Origin of the sequence: Anaeromyxobacter oryzae, from assembly GCF_023169945.1 — a bacterium.
Lineage (GTDB): Bacteria > Myxococcota > Myxococcia > Myxococcales > Anaeromyxobacteraceae > Anaeromyxobacter > Anaeromyxobacter oryzae.
This window is the reverse complement of the sequence record NZ_AP025591.1, coordinates 3,048,040-3,066,913: the sequence shown is the minus strand read 5'-3', so window position 1 is coordinate 3,066,913 and position 18,874 is coordinate 3,048,040. Positions and strand designations below refer to the sequence as shown.

General features: G+C 74.9%; 16 protein-coding genes. 5 read left to right on the top strand and 11 right to left on the bottom strand.

The genetic code is table 11. The features are described from left to right. Window positions 1–2: 2 nt before the first annotated feature. The 4 genes from AMOR_RS13260 to AMOR_RS13245 are packed head-to-tail and all read left to right on the top strand — an operon-like array spanning window position 3 to window position 4,353. Window positions 3–905, top strand: a complete 903-nt coding sequence (locus AMOR_RS13260) for a hypothetical protein (protein ID WP_248361807.1) — start codon at window positions 3–5, stop codon at window positions 903–905. Between the two features lie 7 nt (window positions 906–912). Continuing rightward, a complete protein-coding gene (locus AMOR_RS13255) occupies window positions 913–2,454 on the top strand; it encodes a sensor histidine kinase (protein WP_248361805.1) in 1,542 nt (513 codons plus the stop codon). Between the two features lie 7 nt (window positions 2,455–2,461). Then, the gene (locus AMOR_RS13250; protein ID WP_248361803.1) at window positions 2,462–3,838 is read left to right on the top strand and encodes a sigma-54-dependent transcriptional regulator; all 1,377 of its coding nucleotides are present in this window, start codon (window positions 2,462–2,464) and stop codon (window positions 3,836–3,838) included. Further along, window positions 3,838–4,353 (top strand): GNAT family N-acetyltransferase, encoded by a 516-nt coding sequence (locus AMOR_RS13245; protein WP_248361802.1) that lies wholly within the window; start codon window positions 3,838–3,840, stop codon window positions 4,351–4,353. The genes AMOR_RS13250 and AMOR_RS13245 overlap by 1 nt, the downstream gene beginning before the upstream one ends. On the opposite strand, the gene AMOR_RS13240 is transcribed toward AMOR_RS13245, so the two are convergent. The 3 genes from AMOR_RS13240 to AMOR_RS13230 all read right to left on the bottom strand — a co-directional run bounded on the left by AMOR_RS13240 (window position 4,350) and on the right by AMOR_RS13230 (window position 8,432). After that, window positions 4,350–5,306 (bottom strand): PD-(D/E)XK nuclease family protein, encoded by a 957-nt coding sequence (locus AMOR_RS13240; protein WP_248361800.1) that lies wholly within the window; start codon window positions 5,304–5,306, stop codon window positions 4,350–4,352. The two genes, AMOR_RS13245 and AMOR_RS13240, sit on opposite strands and share 4 nt — an antisense overlap. Before the next feature lie 61 nt (window positions 5,307–5,367). Next, on the bottom strand, window positions 5,368–7,008 hold the full coding sequence (locus tag AMOR_RS13235) for a M16 family metallopeptidase (RefSeq protein ID WP_248361798.1): 1,641 nt from the start codon (window positions 7,006–7,008) through the stop codon (window positions 5,368–5,370). Next, on the bottom strand, window positions 7,005–8,432 hold the full coding sequence (locus tag AMOR_RS13230) for a M16 family metallopeptidase (protein ID WP_248361796.1): 1,428 nt from the start codon (window positions 8,430–8,432) through the stop codon (window positions 7,005–7,007). The genes AMOR_RS13235 and AMOR_RS13230 overlap by 4 nt, the downstream gene beginning before the upstream one ends. A 295-nt stretch (window positions 8,433–8,727) precedes the next feature. Here AMOR_RS13230 and AMOR_RS13225 point away from each other — a divergent pair, with 295 nt between their 5' ends. Next, window positions 8,728–9,120: a response regulator gene (locus AMOR_RS13225; protein ID WP_248361794.1), complete on the top strand. Its 393-nt coding sequence runs from the start codon at window positions 8,728–8,730 to the stop codon at window positions 9,118–9,120. A gap of 18 nt (window positions 9,121–9,138) precedes the next feature. Here the strand turns inward: AMOR_RS13225 and glgC are convergent, their stop codons facing one another. From glgC to AMOR_RS13185, 8 genes are all read right to left on the bottom strand, one after another. Next, entirely contained in the window at window positions 9,139–10,380 is a 1,242-nt protein-coding gene (glgC, locus tag AMOR_RS13220; RefSeq protein ID WP_248361792.1) for a glucose-1-phosphate adenylyltransferase, read from the bottom strand. A gap of 207 nt (window positions 10,381–10,587) precedes the next feature. Further along, window positions 10,588–11,733, bottom strand: coding sequence for an adenosine deaminase (add, locus tag AMOR_RS13215; RefSeq protein WP_248361790.1), 1,146 nt, complete (start codon window positions 11,731–11,733; stop codon window positions 10,588–10,590). 99 nt (window positions 11,734–11,832) lie between these two features. Next, window positions 11,833–13,170, bottom strand: coding sequence for a sigma-54-dependent transcriptional regulator (locus AMOR_RS13210; RefSeq protein ID WP_248361788.1), 1,338 nt, complete (start codon window positions 13,168–13,170; stop codon window positions 11,833–11,835). A 9-nt stretch (window positions 13,171–13,179) separates the two neighbouring features. Further along, a complete protein-coding gene (locus tag AMOR_RS13205; RefSeq protein ID WP_248361786.1) occupies window positions 13,180–14,421 on the bottom strand; it encodes a sensor histidine kinase in 1,242 nt (413 codons plus the stop codon). Then, window positions 14,421–15,839, bottom strand: a complete 1,419-nt coding sequence (locus AMOR_RS13200) for a hypothetical protein (RefSeq protein WP_248361784.1) — start codon at window positions 15,837–15,839, stop codon at window positions 14,421–14,423. The genes AMOR_RS13205 and AMOR_RS13200 overlap by 1 nt, the downstream gene beginning before the upstream one ends. After that, window positions 15,839–16,447 (bottom strand): hypothetical protein, encoded by a 609-nt coding sequence (locus tag AMOR_RS13195; protein ID WP_248361783.1) that lies wholly within the window; start codon window positions 16,445–16,447, stop codon window positions 15,839–15,841. Before AMOR_RS13195 ends, AMOR_RS13200 begins: the two co-directional genes overlap by 1 nt. Before the next feature lie 10 nt (window positions 16,448–16,457). Beyond that, window positions 16,458–16,928, bottom strand: a complete 471-nt coding sequence (locus tag AMOR_RS13190) for a hypothetical protein (RefSeq protein ID WP_248361781.1) — start codon at window positions 16,926–16,928, stop codon at window positions 16,458–16,460. Between the two features lie 202 nt (window positions 16,929–17,130). Next, window positions 17,131–18,861 carry a chorismate-binding protein gene (locus tag AMOR_RS13185; RefSeq protein ID WP_248361779.1) on the bottom strand — a complete coding sequence of 577 codons (1,731 nt, stop codon included), beginning with the start codon at window positions 18,859–18,861 and terminating at the stop codon, window positions 17,131–17,133. Window positions 18,862–18,874 lie beyond the last annotated feature (13 nt).

The following is an 18,874-nucleotide window of genomic DNA, read 5'->3' as shown; positions in this document are numbered from 1 at the left end:
CCATGAGACGACCGTGGTCACGGAACGCGAAGACGCTCGCGGGCGGGCTCGCCGGCCTCGCGGTGTTCGCGCTCGTGATGGGCGCCCTCCGGTTCAAGCGCTACGTCGACGAGGATCCGCGGCTCTGCGCGACGTGCCACCGCGCGAGCCCCGAGTTCGCGCTGTGGATGGGCGGCAGCCACCGGGCGGTCTCCTGCCAGAAGTGCCACCACTCCACGCCGGAGCAGGGGCTCGCGATGCTGCGCTCCTTCCTCGCCGGCAAGAAGCCGAAGGGGAAGCACGCCGACGTCGAGGTGGGCGCGTGCGCGTCCTGCCACTTCTCCCACGACCCACGCTGGCCCCAGGTCGGCGGCTCCCGCGGGCACAGGATCCACGTCGAGGAGAAGAAGATCGCCTGCGTCCGCTGCCATGCGGCGAGCATGCACGGCTTCGAGCCGGTCGCGTCGAAGTGCCAGGAGTGCCACCCGGGCCACTCCGTCGGCGTCGAGAAGATGGCGGGGCTGCACTGCTTCGCCTGCCACGAGTTCCTCACCGACGAGCCGGGCCTCCGGCCGACGCGCCGCGACTGCATGCGGTGCCACACGGCGCAGGGCATCCACGCCCCGATGAGCGGCTCGGAGGCGAAGATGGAGTGCGCCACCTGCCACAAGCCGCACCGTCCGAAGGGCCAGACCCTCGCGGCCTGCGGCGAGTGCCACACGAAGGAGGCGATGGCGAAGGGCGGGCTCCACGCGAAGGCCGTCCACGGGAGGTGCCTCGACTGCCACCGGCCCCACGTCTGGACCGCCGACGCCACGGGCTGCGCCCGCTGCCACGCGCAGGCGTCGGCGCACGCGGGCGGGAAGGACTGCCTCGCGTGCCACTCCTTCCAGGGCGCGCCGCTCCCGCGGCTGTACCCGCCGTGAGCCCGCCGTGACGCTCCGGCTCAAGCTCTTCGTCCTCATCGCTGGCGTCATCATCTTCGCGATGTCCGGCGTGACCGCCGTCGCGCTCTGGCGCGAGGTCGTCCGCGGACAGGAGCTGCTCGCGCGCGAGGGCGTGGCGCTCGCCTCGAGCGCGGCGAACGCGGCGGCGCACTGGGTCCGCCCCGACGGGGTGGACCCCGGCGGCGACCGCGCGCTCCCGATCATCGTCGACAGGCTCGTGTCCTCGGCGCGGAGCCCGCTCGGCGTGGATCGCCTCGACCGCGCCTGGATCGTGGACCGGCGCGGCAAGGTCCTCGCCTGCCTCTCCCGCACAGGAGAGCCGTGTCCCGAGGGCGTGCCGCCCTCCGAGTTCCAGACCGCCGACTGGCCGCTGCAGGCGCTCGCGCGCCTCATCCAGCCGGAGGGGATCATCGCCTCCGCCCCGATCGTCCGCCCCGGCGGCGAGCTCGTCGGCGCGGTGCGTGTCGACTTCACGCACGAGGAGGTGGTCGGCAACGCCCGGAACCTCGCCTGGGGCGCCAGCATCGTCGCGGCGTTCTGGATCTTCCTCGGCCACGTGCTGGCCGCGATCTTCATCCGGCGCGTGACGCAGCCGCTCGTGTCGCTCGCCGAGGCGGCGGAGTCGCTCGCCGAGGAGCGCGGGGTGCGGCTCGAGGAGCCGGAGGACCGGGAGCTCGCGGATCTCGTCCGCGCCTTCAACCACATGTCGGCACGCCTCGACGACCGTCGCGCCGAGAACCAGAAGCTCATCGCCGAGCTCGAGGAGCGGGTCGCCCAGAAGACGCGCGAGGTGCTCCGCGCCGATCGGCTCGCCACCCTCGGCGGCATCGCGGCCGGGTTCGCCCACGAGATCGGGAACTCGCTGAACGTGATCCGCGGGTACGCCGCGGTCACCGCCCGGGAGCTGCCCGGGGACTCGCCGCACCGCTCCGACGTCGAGGCGATCCGACGCGAGGTGGTGCGAGCCGCGGCGCTGATCGAGCGGTTCCTCGTGTTCGCGCGGGCGCGGACCGTCCAGCCGCTGGTCCAGCCGGTGGAGCCCATCCTCCGCGAGGCGGCCGAGGTGATCGGGCCGGCCGCGGCGCAGGCGAAGGTGGAGCGGACCATCGAGATCGAGCCGGGGCTCCCGGAGGTGCTCGCCGACGCCGAGCTGCTCCGGCAGGCGTTCCTGAACCTGTGCGTGAACGCGGTCCAGTCGATGGGCGAGAAGGGCGGCGGCCGGCTCACGGTCCGCGCCCGGCGCGCCCCCGACGGAGGGGTCCTCGCGGAGGTGCAGGACACCGGCCCCGGGATCCCGAAGGACGCCGCGGCCCACGTGTTCGAGCCGTTCTTCACGACGAAGGCGAACGGGACGGGCCTCGGCCTCGCGATCGTCCGCCAGGCAGCGGAGGCGCACGGCGGCACCGTCGAGGTGGAGAGCGCACCGGGCCAGGGCGCGCTCTTCCGGGTGCGGCTCCCGGCGGCGCCGGCCGCGCCCGCCGGGGCGAGCGAGCCCGCGGCCGCGGACCTGAAGGCCGGAGGCACGTGAGATCCGCATGAGCGCCCCCAAGCCCAAGCTGATGGTCGTGGACGACCTCGACAGCGCGCGCCAGATGATGAAGCGCACGCTCGCGCGGTCCTACGACGTGTTCGACTTCCCTGCCGTCGCCGAGGCGCTCCCCGCCGTCGAGCGCGCCGACTTCGACGCCATCGTGACCGACCTCCGCATGCCGGGCATCGACGGCATCGAGGGCCTCCGCCGCTTCAAGGAGAAGGTGCCGGAGATCCCGGTCATCCTCGTGACCGCCTTCGCCACCGTGGAGACGGCGGTCGAGGCGATGAAGGCGGGCGCGTTCGACTACCTCAAGAAGCCGTTCGAGCCGGAGGAGCTCGAGATCGTGGTCGCGCGCGCCGTCGAGCACGCCCGCGTGAAGAAGGAGAACGCGAAGCTCCGCTCGGCGCTCCAGGGCGCGTTCAGCGTGCACGGCATCATCGGGAAGTCCCAGGCGATGAAGGACGTCGTCTCCATGCTCGAGCGGATCGCGCCGTCGGACGTGCCGATCCTCATCGAGGGAGAGTCCGGCACCGGCAAGGACCTCCTCGCCCGCGCGGCCCACGCGCTCTCCGGGCGCGCGAGCGGGCCCTACGTCGCGCTCAACATGAGCGCGATCCCGGAGAACCTCGCGGAGTCCGAGCTCTTCGGTCACGAGAAGGGCGCCTTCACCGGCGCGGACCAGGCGCGCCCCGGGTTCTTCGCCGAGGCCGAGGGCGGCACGCTCTTCCTCGACGAGCTCGGGCTCCTGCCGGCGCCGCTCCAGCCGAAGCTCCTCCGCGTCCTCCAGGACGGCGAGTACATGCCGGTGGGCAGCCGCAAGCCCCGGAAGGCGAACGTCCGGGTCATCGCGGCGACGAACGAGGACCTCGCCCGGAACGTGAAGGCGGGGAAGTTCCGCGAGGATCTCTACTTCCGGCTCCGGGTCGTGCCGCTCCGGCTGCCGCCCCTCCGCGAGCGCCGCGAGGACGTCCCGCTGCTCGTCGAGCACCTCGTGCAGAAGCACGCGCTCCGCCTCGGGCGCCCGCCGCTCGCGCCCGACCCCGACGCGATGCGCGCGCTCCTCGATCATCCCTGGCCCGGGAACGTCCGCGAGCTCGAGCACGCGATCGAGCGCGGCCTCCTGCTCGCCCGCGGCGACGCGATCACGCTCGCGGACCTCCCGCCGGAGCTCGCGGCCCCGGCCCAGGAGGCGGCGAACGGCGGCGAGGGCCGCTACCGGAAGGCGCGCGACGTCTGGGAGAAGCGGTTCCTCGAGGACCTCCTCCGCGAGGCCGGGGGCCAGGTTGCGAAGGCGGCGGAGCTCGCGGGAGTCCACCGCTCGACCTTCTACGAGAAGCTCGCGCGCTACGGCCTCGTCGAGAAGGACGGGAAGGCGTGATGGTCCGCCGCCGGGGCGGCGCGCCGCTCCGGCTCCGCCGGGCCACGCTCGCGGACGCGGCGCTCCTCGCCCGCGTCCGGCGCGCGAGCGTCCGCGGCCTCGCGTCGGGCGCCTACTCGTCCCGCCAGATCGCGCTCTGGAGCCGCCTCGGCGCCGTCTACGACCGCTGGACCCTCGGCCCCGGCGGCGAGCGCGCGTTCGTCGCGGAGCGGTCCGGCCGCGCCGCGGGGTGGGCGGCGTTCACGCTCGGGCCGCCGGCGGAGCTGACCGCCCTCTTCGTCCGGCCGGCCGAGGCGGGCCGCGGGGTCGGGACCGCCCTCCTCGCCCGCGTGGAGGCGGAGGCGCGCCGGCGCGGGGCGGGGCGGCTCGTCGTGCAGGCGTCGCTGAACGGCGCGGCCTTCTACCGCGCGCGGGGGTTCCGGGGGACGCGCCGGATACGGGTACCGCTCCCGGACGGCGAGGGGCTCGAGGCGATCCGGATGTCGAAGCGGCTCGGGCGCGACGGCTCGCTCTAGAGCCGGCCGCAGGGCCGGCGGAACGGGCAGCGGCGGCAGCTCTCCCGCGCCTCGCTCATCGGGAACGCGTCGAGCCGCGCCAGGTTCCGTGCGGGATCGGCGAGCATCGCCTTCATCCCCTCGATCGAGGTCCGCATCGCCGTCTGGCAGCCCTCGAGCGCGGCCGGATCGGCCGCCACCGAGACCCGCTCCGCCGCCTCGCCCTCGCCGACGAGGTACACCAGCCCGGGCACGACGGCGTCCGCGGGCACGCCCCACTTCCGCTGCGCGTAGAGCGCGTAGATCCCGACCTGCGTGTGGTCGACCCCGCGCTCCTTGCCCGTCTTCCAGTCGAGCACCTGCACCCGGCCGTCTGCGTCGCGGTACGCGAAGTCGATCGCGACCCAGATCTTCGTCCCCTCGAAGTCCCAGGAGTCGAGCTCGTCCACCGTGAGCCAGCGGTCCCGCGGCGTGCGGCGAATCTCGTCGAAGGCGGCGCTCGCGTAGAATCGCCGGAGCCCGCCGTCGATGGTGGCCTCGTAGAGCTTCTTCCAGTCGGCGCCCGCGACCGGCTCGCCGTACTCGTGCTCGACGAGGCCGACGATCTTCGAGGCCTCGCGCCAGTACGCCTTCTCCCGCGAGGTGGACCACTCGGCCCGGGCGCGGGCGCGGGTCCGCTCGAGGAGCTTCTCGAGCGTCCAGAAGGTGCCGGTCACCCGCGCCGCGGAGAGCATCTGCTTCAGCGACGCGTGGACGACCGAGCCCGCCCACTGCCAGCGCGAGGAGAGCTTCTTCAGGACGTACAGCTCGCGGACCTCGGAGCCGTGCGCCGCCTCCCAGCCGCCCCAGCTGCCGTAGTACGTGTAGAAGTACGCCCGCCGGCACTCGGCGAACTTCTCGTGGCGGGACTTCGACCAGGAGAACTCGTTCTGGAGATCGGCCATGGCGGGGCGCGTGCGGCCAGGCGGCCACACGCTGCCCCGAATCTACCCCGCGGGTCCGACAGGGCGTTATGCGCGGGGAGCCTACAGCGTCTCAGTGCCCCGCCGGCGCGGTCGGCGCCGCGCCCGGATGCATCGCCGGCGGCGGCATCGCAGCCGGCGGCGGCGTGGGCCCCGGCGCGCGCGCCGGCATCGGCGGCCTGGGCGCCGCCGGCCCCTTCTTCCCGGGCGGCTCGCCCGGCGGCGGCCGCACCTCGACCGGGCCGATGGGGAGCGCCGCGAGCTGCGGCGACACCACCTCCGGCGTTCCGACGAGGACGAGCGTCGCCCGCGCCGGATCCAGGACGCGGTCGGCGACGCGGCGCACGTCCTCCGCGGTCACCTTCTTCACCGCGTCGGCGTAGCCGTTCCAGTAGTCGTCCGGGAGCCCGTACACGACGAGCTCGGCGATCCGGCCCGCGACGCCGCCCACCGTGGCGAAGTCCGCGGGGAGCGAGCGGACCAGGGCCGCCTTCGCGTCGGCGAGCTCCTCGTCCGCCACCGGCTCCTTCCGGAGCCGGTCGAGCTCCGCCAGGATCTCCTTCAGCGCGGGGCCGGTCACGTCCGCCTTCACGTTGCCGCGCACGACCGAGACGCCGGCGAGCCGTCGCGCGTCGGCGCCCGCGCCGAGCCCGTACGTGTAACCCTTCTCCTCGCGGAGGTTCCGGAACAGGCGGGACGAGGTGCCTCCGCCGAGCACCTGGAACAGCACGGTGGCCGGGACGTAGTCCTTCGAGGCGCGCTCCACGCCCGGCATGCCGAGGAGGAGCGCCGACTGGGGCGCGTCCGCCTTCTCGATGAGCACCGTCCGGTGCGGCGCCGCGAGCGGTCCCTGGCGGGGCACCGGCGAGGGGCCGCCCTTCTTCCACTTCCCGAGGGTCCGCTCCAGCACCGGCCGGAGCGCGGCCTCGGTGACGTCGCCCACGACGACCAGCTCGGCGCCGTCCGGCCGCCAGAGCCGCGCGTGGTACCGCGAGAGGTCCTCCGGCCGCGTCGCCGCGACCGAGGCCTCCGTGCCGAGCACGTAGTGCGCGTACGGGCTCCCCGACCCCCAGAAGACGTTCGTGAACGCCTTCGTGGCGACGGTCTGCGGCTGATCGCGCTGCTGCAGCAGCGTGACCTTCCGCTGATCCTGCACGCGGAGGAAGTCCTTCCGCGGGAACGCGGGGTTCATCGCCACGTCGGCGAAGATCTCGAGCAGCTTCGGGACGTGCCGTGAGAGCGATGCGCCGGAGACGAAGGCGGAGTCCTGCGTCGCGCCCGACGAGAGGCTCGCGCCGAGGAAGCCCACGTCGTCCGAGATCCGGGTGGCGCTCCGGGTCCGGGTGCCGCCCTCGGTGAGCATCGCGGCGGTGAAGCTCGCCAGCCCGGGGAGCTTCGGCGGGTCGTGGATGCCGCCCGCGTCCACGACGAGGTGGAGCGCGACGATGGGCAGCCGGTGCCGCTCGACGAGGCGGACCTTGAGGCCGTTCGCGAGCGTGAAGTGCTTCTGGGCGGGCAGCTCCAGCTCCGGCGCAGGACCGAGCTCGGGGGGGCGCGACCGGTCCGGGCCGGGCGGCGGCTGCGGGGCGGCCTGGGTCTGCTGCGTGGCCTGCGCCGGGGCGGCCTTCTGCGGCTCGGCGGGCGGCGGCGGGCGCGGCGCTGCGCAGGCGAGCGCGAGGGCGAGCGGGAGGAGGCGGAAGGTGCGGCGGGTCATCGGGCGCTCCCCTCGGCGGCGGCGGCGGCCGGCGCGGGCGCGCCGGTCTTCGGGACGACGTTCAGGACCACGCGCGCATCCTTCCGGAGGAAGGTCCTCGCGGCCTCCGACACGTCGGCGGCGGTGGCGAAGCGGTAGCGCTCGAGATCCTTCTCGAGGAACCCCGGGTCGCCGGCGCGCAGGAAGTAGTTCGCGAGCGTCGCGGCGCGCCCGCCGAAGCCACCCACCGGCTCGAGCCCGAACACCGCGCCCGCCTCTATCTTGTTCTTCGCGCGCTCGAGCTCGACCGCCGTCGGCGGCTCCTTCGCGATGCGGGCGATCTCCTCGTCGATCTCCCGCTCGAGGCGATCGAGCGGCACGCCCGGCTTCGGCGTCGCGACCACGAGGAACATCCCGGCGAGCGCCTGGCTCGACTGGCCCGCCGAGACGCTCTGCGCGATCTGCTCCTCCATGACGAGCCGCTTCACGAGGCGCGCGCTCTTGCCGTCCGTGAGGATCTGCCCGAGGAGGTCCAGGGCCGCGTCGCCCGCGGCGAAGACCTTCGGCGTCTGCCAGGCGACGTACAGCCGGGGAAGCTGCACGCGGTCCTCCATCGTGACGCGCGTCTCCTGCGCGAGCGGCTTCGGGTCCGGGAGCTGGTGGAGGGGCTTCGTCTTCCCCGGGATCCCCGCGAACCACTTCTCGACGAGCGCCCGCGTCCGCGCCGGGTCGATGTCGCCGGAGATGGAGAGGACGGCGTTCTCCGGCCCGTACCACCGCTCGAAGAAGTCGCGGACGTCCTGGAGCGTCGCCGCCTCGAGGTCCTCGTGCGAGCCGATGGTCATCCAGTGGTACGGGAACTCCGGGTTCCAGAGGTTGGAGAGGATCTTGTCGTAGGCGAGCCCGTACGGCTGCATCTCGTAGCTCTGCCGCCGCTCGTTCCGCACGACGTCGCGCTGGTTGTCGAGCTTCGCCTGGTCGAGGGTGGGGAGCAGGAACCCCATCCGCTCCGAGCCGATGAACAGCATCTGCTCGAGGGCGTTCGACGGCACCTGCTGCCAGTACACCGTCGTGTCCTGGGCCGTGGAGCCGTTCGCGTCGCCGCCCGCGGCGTCGACGAGCCGGTCCTCGAGCCCCTTCGGCAGGTGCTCGGTCCCCTGGAACATGAGGTGCTCGAACAGGTGCGCGAACCCGGTGCGGCCGGGCTTCTCGTCCTTCGAGCCGACGTCATACTGAACGTGAACGCCCACGAGCGGCGCGCCGTGATCGACGTTCAGGATCACGGTGAGCCCGTTCGCGAGCCGGAACATCTCGTAGGGGATCCTCGGCGTCTCCGTCGCGGTGGCCGCGGCGGTCGTCGCGCCGGGCGCCGGCGGGGGCGTGGAGGCCGGCCCTGCCGCGAGCGCGGCGGCGAGGGCGGTGACGAGCAAGGGACCGGAGGTCATGGCGGCCCGCGTTATAAGCCCCGCCCGTCGCGGCGTCACGTTCCGGAGCGAGCGGCCGCCCCGTCGTCCGGCCCCCCGGGAACGTCCCGTCCCTGGAGGAGCGGGAGGCCCATCACCTCCCTCTCTGCTCCGCGCGCACCCGCTCGACGCCCGGCGGCCGCCACCCCGCTCGCGGAGTGAACTACCGGGTGCGCGGCTAGGTGCTTGGGCGGACAGGGGAACCGGCGGGTGACGCCCTGAAGGCGCGCCATCCGCCCGTTGCTTCGTCAGGCTGGCGGGCTATCCTCCAATGAAGATGACGAGCACGGTCGCCGCCCCGCCGCTCCGGATCCTGGTCGCCGAGGACGACCCGGCGGTGTCCAAGCTGTACGGGGCGTATGCGCAGAGCCGCGGCCACGCCGTGACCTTCGCGCGCGACGGCGCCGAGGCCCTCGTCGCCGCGGCGACCGAGCGCCCGGACGTCATCCTGCTCGACGTCGCGATGCCGCGGCTCGACGGACGCGACGCGCTCAAGGCCCTGAAGGAGAACCCGGGCACGCGCAGCATCCCGGTGCTCGTCATCACCGCCTTCGGCGGCGATCAGGCCATGCGCGACCTGCTGCTCGAGCTCGGGGCGTGGGACGTGCTCGAGAAGCCCGTCGATCTGCAGATCGCCTTCAACAAGGCCGAGCGGCTCGTCCCGCGGTAGCGCCCCCGCTCGGGCGCCTCAGCGCGCGGACTCGATCCGCATGCCCTTCGGGATGATCACGATCCCGCTCTCGGTCACGTGGAAGTGCTTGCGGTCCTTCTCCAGGTCGTAGCCGATGGTCGTGTGCGCGGGGATGTCGACGTGCTTGTCGATGATCGCCCGGCGGATCTTGCAGTGCCGGCCGATGTTCACGTTCTCGAAGAGGATCGAGTCCTCCACGGTCGAGTAGCTGTTCACCCGCACCTTCGGCGAGACGATGCAGTGGTGCACGTGGCCGCCGGAGATGATGCAGCCCTCCGAGACGAGCGAGTCCGTCGCGCGGCCGACGCGGTGCTCCTTCTCGTTGTTGAAGACGAACTTGGCGGGCGGGTAGTTGTACTGGACCGTGAAGATCGGCCACTGGTCGTTGTAGAGCGAGAAGATCGGGTCCACCGCGACGAGGTCCATGTTCGCCTGGAAGTAGGCGTCGATGGAGCCGACGTCGCGCCAGTAGCCGCGCTCCCGCTCGGTCTGCCCGGGCACCACGTTCCGCGCGAAGTCGTACACGTAGACGCGCTTGCGCTGGTACATCGACGCGACGATGGACTTCCCGAAGTCGTGGGCGCTGTTCGGGTCGCCGGCGTCGCGCACGATCTCCTGCACGAGCGAGTCGGTGGTGAACAGGTAGTTGCCCATCGAGGCGAGGCAGCGGGTCGGGTCGCCCGGGATCGTCTTCGCGTCCGCCTTGGGCTTCTCGGTGAACCCGATCATCCGCCCCTCGGCGTCGACCTCGATGATCCCGAACTCGCTCGCGTCCTCCTTCGGGATGGGGATCGCGGCGACGGTGAGCTCGGCCTTCCGGTCGAGGTGGAAGTCGAGCATCTGCCGCACGTCCATCCGGTAGACGTGATCGGCGCCGAAGACGAAGGTGTACTCGGGCTCCTCGTCGGTGATGATGTTGAGGTTCTGGTAGATCGCGTCCGCGGAGCCCTCGAACCACTTCGGGCCGACCCGCATCTGCGCGGGCACGAGCTCCACGTACTGGTTCAGGAGCGCGGTGAGCCGCCACCCGCGCTGGACGTGCGTGTTGAGCGACTCCGACTTGTACTGGACCAGCACCTTCATCCGGAGGATGCCGGAGTTCGCGAAGTTCGAGAGGACGAAGTCGATGATGCGGTAGCGCCCGCCGAAGGGGACGGCGGGCTTCGCGCGCTCGCGGGTGAGCGGGTCGAGGCGGCGGCCCTCGCCGCCCGCGAGGATCATCGCGAGGAACTTCGCCATCTCTTGACTCCTGGTGTGTGAGCGGGTGTCGAGTCGATGCTACGCACCTCGCCGGGGTGGGGCAAGGAAGCAGCCGACGGTTCGGGAGCCGCGTCGCGCCCGCCCCGCGCGTCGCGAGCCCTCACTCTACGTCGGACCCGCGCGCCGGCCGCGCGACCGCATGGGGCGTCGGCGATCAGCCGAGCCACGGCGCATCGGCCACCGCCTTCACGGCGTGATCCGCGCCGGGCGTGGGCCCCGCACCGCGGCGCCCGCAGCGCCCGCGGCGGGCACGGGCGCCGCCCGGCCGAAGCGCGCGAGCACGTCGGCGATCTCGGCGTTCACCTGCCGGAGCAGGTCCGCCTTCTCGCGGAACGGGAGGAACGCGCTCTTGAAGCCCTGCACCAGCACCGTGCAGAGGTCCTCGAGCGTGAAGCCCATCTCCCGGTGCGCGATGAGCAGCTCCTTCGTGCAGGTGGTGTCGGTGACGAGCCGGTTGTCGGTGTTCACCGTCACGCGCAGCCCGAAGTCGAAGTAGAAGCGGAGCGGGTGCGCCGCGAAGTTCGGCACGGAGCCCGTCTGCACGTTCGACGACGGGCACATCTCGAGCGGGATGCGGTGGTCGTTCACGTAGTTCAGCAGATCGCCCGACTCGCGCAGGCGCACGCCGTGCCCGATGCGGTGCGCGCCGCACCAGTGCACCGCCTGGGCGATGGACTCCGGGCCGAACGCCTCGCCGGCGTGGATGGTCACGTTCACGTTGTTGTCGAGGATGAGCTGGACGGCGTCGCGGTGCCGCCGCGCCGGGTGACCCTCCTCCGCGCCGGCGAGGTCGAACCCGACCACGCCCTTCCCCTTGTAGGCGACGGCGAGCTCGGCGAGCCGGACGCTCGTCACCGGATCCATGTGGCGGATCCCGCAGATGATCACGTTGGACTTGATGCCGGTCTCGCGCTTGGCGACGCGCAGGCCCTCGAGCACCGCGTCCACGATCGTCGTCGGCTTGAGCCCCTGCCGCGTGTGGAGCACCGGCGAGTAGCGGACCTCGAGGTAGCGCACGTTCTCGGCGGCGCAGTCGGTCGCGAGCTCGTGAGCCGCCCGGTAGAGCGCCTCCTCCGTCTGCAGCACCGCGAGGGTGACGTCGAAGGCGGTGAGGTAGTCCTCGAGCGACTCGCAGATCTGCCCCATGTGGATGGCCTTCGCGAGGCCGTCCGTCGTGTCGGCCGGGAGCTTCACGCCCTGCTGCTCGGCGAGCTCGAGGATGGTGGCGACCCGGAGCGAGCCGTCGAGGTGACAGTGGAGGTCGGTCTTCGGGAGCGCGCGGACGAGCTCCTCGGTCACCGGCGGAAGCGCCTCTCGCGTGGGGCCGGACATGGGGGAAGCATACGCCTCGCCCCCGCCGCCCGGCTCGCCCGCCGCCGCCCCGGCGGGGTCGCCTCTCCCCCGGGGACCGCGCCCGGGCCGGGCGCGGGATCAGTCGTCCTTCCCGGCCTCGTCGGGCGCGCCGAGGCTCTCGAGCCGGGAGTAGAGGCGGCGCCGCGTGATGCCGAGGAGCCGCGCCGCCGCCGCCTTGTTCCCGCCGGTCCGCTCGAGGGCGGCGTGGAGGAGGTCCCGCTCGAACGCGTCGAGGTCGAAGCCCTCGCCGAGGACGTCCGCGGCCCGGCGGGACCGCCCCGGTGACGCCGGCGCGAGGTGCTCCGGACGGAGCTCGTCCTCGCCGGCGAGGATGAGGGCCCGCTCGAGCGCGTTCTCGAGCTCGCGGACGTTCCCCGGCCAGGCGTGGGCGAGGAGGCGGTCGCGGGCCGCGGCGGACAGCTTCGCGGGCGGGACGCCCCGCGCCGCGAGGAACCGCTCCGCGATGGGGAGGACGTCCTCCCGGCGCTCGCGGAGCGGCGGCACGTGGATCGCGAACACGTTGAGGCGGTAGTAGAGGTCCTCGCGGAAGCTCCCCGCGGACACCGCCGCCTCGAGGTCCCGGTTCGTGGCCGCGACCACGCGGACGTCGACCTGGCGCTCCTCCGTCGCGCCGACCGGGACGAACCGGCGCTCCTGGAGGAACCGCAGCAGCTTCACCTGCGTCGCCTGGGTGACCTCGCCGATCTCGTCGAGGAAGAGGGTGCCGCCGTCCGCGGCCGCGAGGTGGCCGGCCTTCCGCGCCACCGCGCCGGTGAAGGCGCCCTTCTCGTGCCCGAAGAGCTCGCTCTCGAGGAGCGTCTCGGGGAGGGCCGCGCAGTGCACCTCGACGATGGGCGCCGCCGCGCGCCGGCTCTCGTAGTGGATGGCGCGCGCGAGCTGGCTCTTCCCCGTCCCGCTCTCGCCGAGGAGCAGGACCGTCGCGTCGGTCGCCGCCACGCGGCGCGCGGCGGCGAGGACCGCCTGCATCGCCGGGCTCTCAGCGACCAGCGACGGGGTGAGCTCGGCGAGGAGCCGCGCGCTCCGCCGCTCCGCCTCGCGCTGCGCCGCGAGCCGCCTCACGCGGAGCCGGAGCTCGTCCATCGCGAACGGCTTCAGCACGTAGTCGGCCGCGCCGGCCTTCATCGCCTCGACCGCGCTCTCCGCGCTCGCGTGCGCGGTCATGAGGACGACCTCGGGCGGATCGGCGAGCGCGCGGGCGGCGCGCAGGACCGCGATCCCGTCCACCTCCGGCATCCGGAGATCCGTCACGACCACGTCGAGCGGCCCGGCGGAGAGGCGGGCGAGCGCCTCGCGGCCGCCGCCGACGCGGTCGACGGCGTGGCCGTCCCGCTCGAGCGCCTCGGCGAGGAGCCTCCCGAGCTTCGCCTCGTCGTCCGCGATGAGCACCCGGGCCATGACGTCCTCCTACGCCGCGCGCGGCAGCCGGAGCTCGAAGGTGGTGCCGGGCCCGCCGGCGGCGAGCGCGAGCGACCCCCCGTGCCGTTCGACGAGCCGGCGCGACACCGCGAGCCCGAGCCCGGTGCCGCCCTCGCGCGCGCTGGCGAACGCCTCGAAGAGCCGGTCGCGTACGCCCGGGTCGATCCCCGGCCCGTCGTCCTGGATTGCGAGCCGCACCTCGCCGCCCGCCAGCTCGCCCCGGAGCTCGACAGAGCGCGCCCCGGCCTGGGCGGCGTTCGCGAGCAGGTTCGCGAGCACCTGCCGGAGACGGGCCGGGTCCGCCCTCACCGGCGGCAGCGCGCCGACGGCGACGGTCACGGAGAGGCCCGGGTGCAGCGCGGCGCTGCCCCGGGCCGCCTCCCCCGCGAGCTCCGCGAGATCCACCGGCTCGGGCCGGAGCGCCGGCTCGGCGGACAGCTCGAGGAAGTCCTGCGTGAGGCGCCGGAGCCGCTCGACCTCGCCGAGCACGTCGTCGAGCCCCTCGCGATCCCGCGCGCCGAGCGCCGCGCTGGCGCGCTCGCGCACGAGCTCGACCGCGGCGCGGATGATGCCCAGAGGATTCCGGATCTCGTGGGCCACCGCGGCGGCCATCCGCGCGAGCGCGTCGCCCCGCGCCGCGCGCGCCGCCGCGTCGCGCCGCTGCCGCTCGGAGCGGCTCCACCGCGCCGCGGCCACCGCGAGGGCGAGCGCGCCGAGCGCCGAGAGGCCCACGCCGAGGAGGAGCGCGCGCTGGAGCCGGGCCCGGGCCGCCGAGAACGCCTCGCCGACCTCGAGCGCGAGCACCGCCCGGGGGCGCCCGTCCGGACCGCGGACCGGGAAGTAGGCGGTCTCGACCTCGAGCGCGCCCACCGCGTAGCCGCGCGCCACCGTCCCCTCGCCCCCGAGCGCCGCCTCGACGCGGGAGGCGTCCACCCGGAGGAGGTCGGCGGTCTCGCCCGCCGGCCCGGTCGCGTCGGCGAGGACCACGAGCGCGGGGGAGAGCACGTAGGCGCCGTCGAGCCGGTTCGCGTCCATGATCGCGTGGAGCTCGGCGGCGCTCGGGTCGCGGTCGCCGATCAGGCGCGCGGCGGTCTCGCCGGCGCCGCGGAGGCGCTCCTCGAGCACGCGGTCGAGGGCGGCGCCCGCCGCGTGGTGGAGCGCGAACGTCGCCGCGAGGGAGCCGGCGAGCCCGAGGAGCGCGGCCGCGATGGGGGCGAGGGCGCGGGACATCAGAGGAGCCCGACGGTGTAGGCGAGGCCGAGCATCGGCGCGACCTTCGTGTACGCGAAGTCCGGCACGTTCGAGAACGCCTTCCGGGCGCTCGCGGAGACGCGGAGCGTCCAGCGATCGGCGAGGTCCCACTCGAGGAGCCCGACCGCGTCGACGAGCTGATCGGCGCGCGTGACCCCGAGGGCGGGATCCGCCACCCGGTAGGTGCGGAGCGAGAGGGCGACGTCGAGCCCGAGCCGCACGTTCCGGCCGGCGGCGACGCGGAACGCTGCGCGTGGCCCGGTCTCCCACCAGGAGAGCGCGGGATCGCGCACGCCGTCGAGGCCGAGCCGCCAGGCGAGCGCGAGCGTCGAGCGCGGGCCGGTCTCGAAGGTCACGTCCGCCTCGCCGAGCTGGCGGAGGCCCGAATACGGCGCGTCGGTGACGGTCCGGAACGACTCGAGGCGCGCGAGCCACCCGAGCCCTGCGCTCGCGCGGGCGCCGAGCGCGAGCCGCCCCTCGCCGAGGAACGCGTTCGCGGAGAGGTACGGCGCCCCGCCGAGGTCCCGGTACTCGTACGCGTACTCGGCGAGGAGGAACTGGCGGCCGCGGCCCGCCTGGACCCCGGCGGCCGCGCCGAGGCCGGCGATGTCGAACGCGTCGTAGTGGAGCTGATCGCGGACGTGCGCGGTCGCCTGGACGAAGGGCCCCGTGTCCCCCATCGGCGCGAAGCGGCCGAGCGCGGTGAGCCCCGCGGAGCCGTCGCCGGCGCGGGTCGCGCCGGGCGCGCCGTCCGGGGTGAGGTCGACGTTCGAGTCCCAGCCGGACTCCGCGAGGAACGAGAGGACGAGGCGGCCGTCGCGCCTCGCGAGCCGCGCGAGCCCGAGCGCGAGCGGCGCGAGGTGACGGTCCACCGCCGAGGCCTCCAGGAGCCGCGCGGCCTCCTCGGAGCGGCCAGCGCGCATCGCGACGAGACCGCGGAAGAAGCGGGCGGCGTCGGCGTGGTCCGGGTCCTGCTCCGCCTCGTCGAGGAGCGGCGTCGCGCGCGCGTCCTCGCCCAGCTCGTAGAGGCAGATGCCCTCGAGGAGCGCGGCGGAGCCGTCCGGTCCGCCCGAACGCGCCTCCTCGAAGGCGGCGACCGCGCCGCGCCGGTCGCCGGCATCCATCAGGCCGACCCCGCGGTCGAAGGCGCTCGTCGCCCTCGCCTCGCGGCAGAGCGACTCGAGCGCGCCGCGCGTCCCGGCGTCGCCGGGCTCGAGGCCGAGGGCGGTCCGGAGCGCGGCGGCGGCGGTGTCCCGGTTGCCGGCGCGTCGCTCCGACTCGCCGACGGCCCGGTACTCGGCCGCCGCGGCCGGGTCCGGCGCGGCGGCGGGCGCGACCGGCGCGCACGGATCCGGCCCGGCGGCGACGAGGAGCGCGGCGATCGCCGGGGCGAGCATCAGCGCTCCCCCTGCGCCACCGGCCCGAGCTTCGCGAGCTGCTCCCGCGCCACGGCGGCGCCGTGCCGATCCGCCCTTCGCCCCGCGAGCGCGAGCGCCTCCTCGCAGTAGGCGCGGGCGAGCACCGGGCGCGTGTCGCGGGCGAGCGCGTCGCACCGCGCGAGGTACCAGTCCACCGATTCCCGCGCCGGCTCGCGCGCGAGCGCGGCGGCGATGTCCTCCCGGACCCGCGCCGCCTGCTCGGCGATGCGCGGCCCGGAGCGCGCGCCGACGCCGGCGAGGAGCCGGTCGGCGCGGAGGTAGAGCCGGGCGTCGTAGCACGCGAGCGCGTGGAAGTAGTCGAGGAGCGGGGCGCGCCCGGAGGACGGCGCGCCCGGCCCCTCGAACGCCTCGAGCGCCTGCTCCGGGCGGTCGAGCTTCACGAGCGTCGCGGCGGCGTAGCCCGCGGCGCCCGGCGCGCCGAGGCGCTCGGCGACCCGGAACTCGACGAGCGCTTCGGCGAACTTCTCCTCGCGGAACAGCCGCGCGCCGGCGAGCAGGTGCTCGTCGGCGCGGGGCGCGGTCGCCGTGATCGCGAGCCCGAGGAGGGCTACGGCGGCATGGAGCATGGGGCGGCGGCTACCGTCCGTGGACCGTCGCGGGCACCGGCATGGTGACCGGCGGCGTGCCCGCCGGCTGGCTGTGCGTGTCGCGCGCGGAGTTCGCGCGGGCGTGGCCGGCGGCGGCGTGGCTGTCGCCGTTCGCCGAGGCCGCGGCGCTCGCGGCGGCGCCGTGGGCGGCGCGGTTCGCCGCGTCCGCGTGCGCGTCGTCGGTGTCGGCGCGCCCCTGCTTGTCGGCCTGACCGTGCGTGGCGCGCTCGGCGGCGCCCTTCTTCCCGAACGCGATGTTGTCGTGGACGTAGCTCGCGCGGTCGGACGCGGTCGTCGGCAGCGTGGGCGGCTTGGCGGGGACGTCGGCCTTGTCGGCGAGGGCGTCGTCGGCGGCCCGGGTGGCGTCCGCGTCCTTCGCGGCGTCGGCGTCGTCGGCGAGCGCCGGCCGCGCCAGGACGAGGGCGAGGGCGGCTGCGGCGAGGGTCAGGATCCTCTTCATGGCTTCCTCCGGTCGTGCGCTCCGTGCGCAGCGACCGCCCGAAGAGCAACCGGCGTGCCGGGCCGAAATTCCTGCGGAATCCGGCGCCGGTCGCGGCGGTCGCGTCCCTCCCCGTACGGTGGAGTGTACCGGTTCGTACGGGCCGAGCACCGACCGGGCGGGGCAGCGCCCGCCGCCCCGCCCTCCGGGTGCGGAGCCAGGCTCACCGGCTGCCGACGAGCCGCACCGGGACCCACCCCCGGACGGCGTTCACGAGCCAGACCCGCGACGCCGCGAGCGCCTCCGCCATCGCGATGGGCCGCTCCCGGACCTCGCCCCGCGCGAGGAGGTGGGCGCGGTAGACGCCCGGGAGGAGCCCCGCCGCCACCGGCGGAGTGACCCGCTCTCCGCCGAGCTCGCACACCACGTTCCCGATGGTGAACTCCGTGACGTCGCCGTCCTCGTTCCAGAGGAGGACGTCGAACACGCCGGGCCGGGCGCGGCGCGCGCCGTCGTAGAGGGAGCGCTCGGTGGTCTTGTGGAACAGCAGCGGCGCGTCGCGCGGGACGGGCGCTGCCGCGAGCGCCACCGGCACGGGCTCCGCCGCCACCGCCGGGAGCGGGCCGCGCTCGACCGCGACCGCGCCCTCCGGGGCGAGCCGGAGCCGCACCCGCCCGTCGCCGCCCCGCGCGGCCTCGGCGCGGAGGGCCTCCGCGAGCCGGGCGTCGTCGTGCACGAAGCCAAGGTGCCGCGCCGACGCGGAGATGCGGGCGAGGTGGCGGTCGAGGAGCGGATACGCCCCGCGCTCCAGGCGCAGGGTCTCGACGAGCTCGTACGGTGGTCCGGGGTCGGCGAGGAACGCGCCCTTCGCGAGAGCCTCGTCCCACTCCGCCGCGGCGGACGACGCCCAGGTGATCCCGCCGCCCACGCCCGCCACGGCGCGCCCGCGGGAGAGATCCAGCTCGACCGTGCGGATCCCGACGTTGAACACCGCGTCTCCGCCCGGCAGCACAACGCCGATGGCGCCGCAGTACGCGCCGCGCGGCGACGCCTCCTCCCGGGCGATGAGCCGCATCGCGCTCGCCTTCGGCGCCCCCGTGACCGAGCCGCACGGGAACGCGGCCGCGAGCACGTCCGCGAGCCCGGCCGACGGCCGCAGCCGGGCCTCGACGGTGGAGGTGAGCTGGAAGACGGTCCGCAGCCGCTCGACGTCGCAGAGCGCGGTCACCCGGACCGACCCGATGGTCGCGACGCGTCCGAGATCGTTCCGGAGCAGGTCCGCGATCATCACGTTCTCGGCGCGGTCCTTCTCGGACGCGGCGAGCGCGGCGGCGCGGGCCTCGTCCTCGGCCGGGGAGCGGCCGCGCCGCGCCGTCCCCTTCATCGGTCGCGCGATGATCCGCCGGCCGGCGACCGCGAAGAACAGCTCGGGGGAGGCCGACACGATCGCGCGGTCGTCGCCGAGGGCGAGGCACGCCCCGAGGCCGCCGCCCTGCGCTGCCCGGAGCCGCGCGTAGAGCGCGAGCGGATCGCCCTCGAAGGGCCCCGCGAGCCTGAAGGTGTGGTTCACCTGGTACGCCTCGCCCGCCGCGATCGCCTCCCGCAGCCGCGCCACCGCGCCGGCGTGATCCCGCTCCTCGACGTCGGGGACCAGCGGACCGAGCCGGGCCGGAGCACGCGGCTCGGGGCGCGGGGCCGGCGCGTCGTGCAGGCCGAACCAGACGAGCGGCCCCGGCCCGGGCGGACGCGTCACGAGCGCCCGGTCCAGCGCCGGCGCGGCCTCGTAGGCCAAGAAGCCGACGGCGTGGGCCCCGGCCGCGGCCGCGCGCTCCACGGCGCGGAGGGCGGGTCGCACCTCCTCGAGCGTCGAGGCCACGACGACATCCCGCGGGCGACCGAACGCGAGCGGCGGGAGGAACCCGTCGAGATCGAGGACCGCCGAGCCCGGCTCCACGAACACGCTCCTC